The organism is Blastomonas sp. UPD001, assembly GCF_003426715.1.
Taxonomy (GTDB): Bacteria; Pseudomonadota; Alphaproteobacteria; order Sphingomonadales; family Sphingomonadaceae; genus Blastomonas.
The window spans coordinates 1-2,790 of record NZ_QKVT01000130.1; the positions used below are offsets into that span (position 1 = coordinate 1).

3 protein-coding genes are annotated in these 2,790 nt (G+C 66.5%); 1 reads left to right on the plus strand and 2 read right to left on the minus strand.

Translation table 11 applies throughout. From position 1 onward, the window contains the following. The coding region (locus DM995_RS19550; protein ID WP_116970750.1) for a TonB-dependent receptor domain-containing protein at positions 1-832 on the plus strand (832 nt) is incomplete at its 5' end. Between the two features lie 51 nt (positions 833-883). Here the strand turns inward: DM995_RS19550 and DM995_RS19555 are convergent. Together DM995_RS19555 and DM995_RS19560 are read right to left on the minus strand one after the other, a co-directional pair. Continuing rightward, positions 884-2,047 (minus strand): LysR family transcriptional regulator, encoded by a 1,164-nt coding sequence (locus DM995_RS19555; protein WP_116970751.1) that lies wholly within the window; start codon positions 2,045-2,047, stop codon positions 884-886. 58 nt (positions 2,048-2,105) lie between these two features. Beyond that, positions 2,106-2,549 (minus strand): MarR family winged helix-turn-helix transcriptional regulator, encoded by a 444-nt coding sequence (locus tag DM995_RS19560; protein ID WP_116970752.1) that lies wholly within the window; start codon positions 2,547-2,549, stop codon positions 2,106-2,108. Positions 2,550-2,790: the final 241 nt, after the last annotated feature.

Genomic DNA, 2,790 nt, shown 5'->3' on the forward strand with positions numbered 1-2,790 from the left:
CCCGCAGGGCGGTCCGCTGTTCATCTTCCCGACGCCCAACCGCGAGACCTTCTCCGCGCTCACCGGATCGGCGAGCGTGCGCTACCAGGTCGCCGACTGGCTGAGCACCTATGTCTCCTATGCGCGCAGCTTCAAGTCGGGCGGTTTCAACACCCGTTACAACGCCGCACCCGCGGGCAATGTGCCGATCCCGTTCGACGAGGAAACGGTGGACAGCTACGAACTCGGCGCGAAGATGGATTTCGGCGCGTTTCGCCTCAATCTCGCGGCCTTCCAGGCGGACTATCAGGACATCCAGCTGATCTTCCGCGCCGGCCCCGTGCCGCTGCTGTTCAACGCAGGCAAGGCGCGCATCCGCGGGTTCGAGGCCGAAGCCTCGTATCGCAGCGGCGGGTTCTCGTTCGAGGCCTCGGCGAGCCTGCTCGACGACGACATCCTGTCGATCACTGCCGTGCCCGGGGCCACCGCGACCGTGCTGCCGGGTGACGACCTGCCGCTGACCCCCTCGTTCCAGGGCAGTTTCGGGATCGCCTATGATTTCCAGCTGACCGACGCAATGAAGCTGACCCCGCGCTTCGACGGGTCGTACACCTCGTCGCTGGTGTTCATCACGGGCAGCGTGCCGGAAATCGAACAGGACGGCTATTTCGTCGGCAATGCCTCGCTGACGCTGTCGCACGAAGATGGCTGGAAGCTGCAGGGCGGCCTCACCAACCTGTTCGACGAGCGGTACCTGATCCAGGGCAACGCCTCGCTGGCCACCCTGGGCTATGCCGAGCGCATCTTCGCGCGGCCGCGGCAATGGTTCCTGCAGGCGAGCTTCGAATTCTGATGCCAGACGGCCTGGCGGGTGAAGCAAGCTACGGTCAGATTTAGATTTTTCTTATGCTGTGCGGCTGGCATCGATTGCACCCGAGGCCAGCCGCAGCTGCTCGAGAAATGCAGCCTGTACCATGGTCGGGCGCCAGCCGCTGCGCATGGTGATTCCGATGGTCCGGCTCAGTTCGGCGGGGACTTCAGCGATGATGCCGAGCAAACCGGTGGAAAGCTCCAGTCCGACCTGGTCGGGCGAAAGCATCGCGAGAAAATCGCTCGTCGCGAGAATCTGGCGGATGGCGATCACCGATCCGCACTCGATCGGAACCCGGGGCAGGGCCAGGCCCGCGCGCTCGAACATCGCGCGCCAGCGGGAATGGAGCGGCGTGCCAGCGGGCGAGGCGATCCACGGATATTCGGCCAGCTGCGCCAGGCTCGCCACGCCGCTGGCCAGCGGATGATCCTTGCGCCCGATGATCGCCGGCCGATCGAGAAACAGCGGCTGCTGCTCCACATCCTCACCCGGGGCGGGATCGCGCAAGGCGCCGACGATGACATCCAGATCACCGTCGCGCAGCGGCTCGATCAGATCGATGAACGCGCCTTCGCTGATCAGGATTCGCGCCTCGGGATGCGCAAGATGAAAGGCCGCGACCGCCTCGGGCAGCACCCTGGCGCGCGACAGCGGCATCGCACCGACCGCAATCCGGTCCACCTCGCGTCCCTTCAGCGTCTCGATCTCGGCCAGACCCGCGCGCAACTCGGCGCGCGCCAGGCGGAAGGCGCGGACGGTGCGGCGACCGCCATGGGTGAAGGCGATGCCCTTGCCGCGGCGTTCGACCAGCGGGCGGCGCAGAACGATGGCAAGATCGGCCAGAGCGCGGTGCAGCGCAGGTTGCGACAGGCCGGTGATCGCGCTGGCGCGTGCATAGCTGCCGCCTTCGGCCAGGGTCAGCAGCGCGCGCATCTGTGCCATCGTGACCAAAGGGCTGCCGACATGGTCGAGCGCGCGTTCGATGCGCGGGGTGAGCACAGCCGCCGCTTCGGTCGGCTGCATGCCCTCGGGCAAGCGGTGGAACAATGCGATGCCGAGCTGCGCCTCGAGCTTCGACAGGCCCTGGGTGATGGCGGGCTGCGAGATGTTCACGTGCGTCGCAGCGGCGGAAATGCTGCCGAGCCGCGTGATCGCCACCACCGACCGCAGATGGCGCAGGTTGAGGCTTTCCATCATGACCCCGCCTCCTCCGGATCAGGCCACACGGATCGCGCGCCGCACGGCCATGCCGCGCCTAACCGTGCTTGCGGATCAGGCGCAGCCCGTCGAGCAGGGCGGCAACCTTGGTCTCGTCGAACAGGTCCTGAAAGCGCTGTTCATGCGTGTTGATCGCCTTGCGCGCGTCCTTGGCCATCGCCTCGCCGGCAGGCGAGAGGAACAGCGCCTGCGACCGGCCATCGACCGGCGCGCGATAGATCAGGTCCCGGCGGAAAAGCCCCGCGATCAGCGGCACCATGTTCGCGCGCTTGATCGCGAGCAGCCGTCCCACATCGCTTTGCGTGCAGCCGGGGGAGGATTCGATCACGAGCAGGATCGACGCCTCGACCGGACGAAGCCCCGTCTCGCGCAGTGTCGCGGCCAAGTCCGCCATCATCACGCTCGACGCGCGGCGCAGCTGATAACCCAACAGGGCATCGAGCGGATCGTGCAACGCGGCGGGCGGTTCGTTTCTGGCCATAAGCGGCTTTACCCCGATTGCATCGCTTGGCCAATATTGATATGCGACATATCAATCACGAGAGGATGGTTCCGATGTTCAAGACGGATTTGCTGATCGGCGGACGGGCAATCGAAGCCGCAAGCCAGTTCGACCGGATGAACCCGTTGACCGGCGATGTGGCGACGCGCGCGGCAGCGGCAACGGTGGCTGATGCGGCTGCGGCGGCGGATGCGGCAGAGGCGGCGCTGCCCGGCTGGGC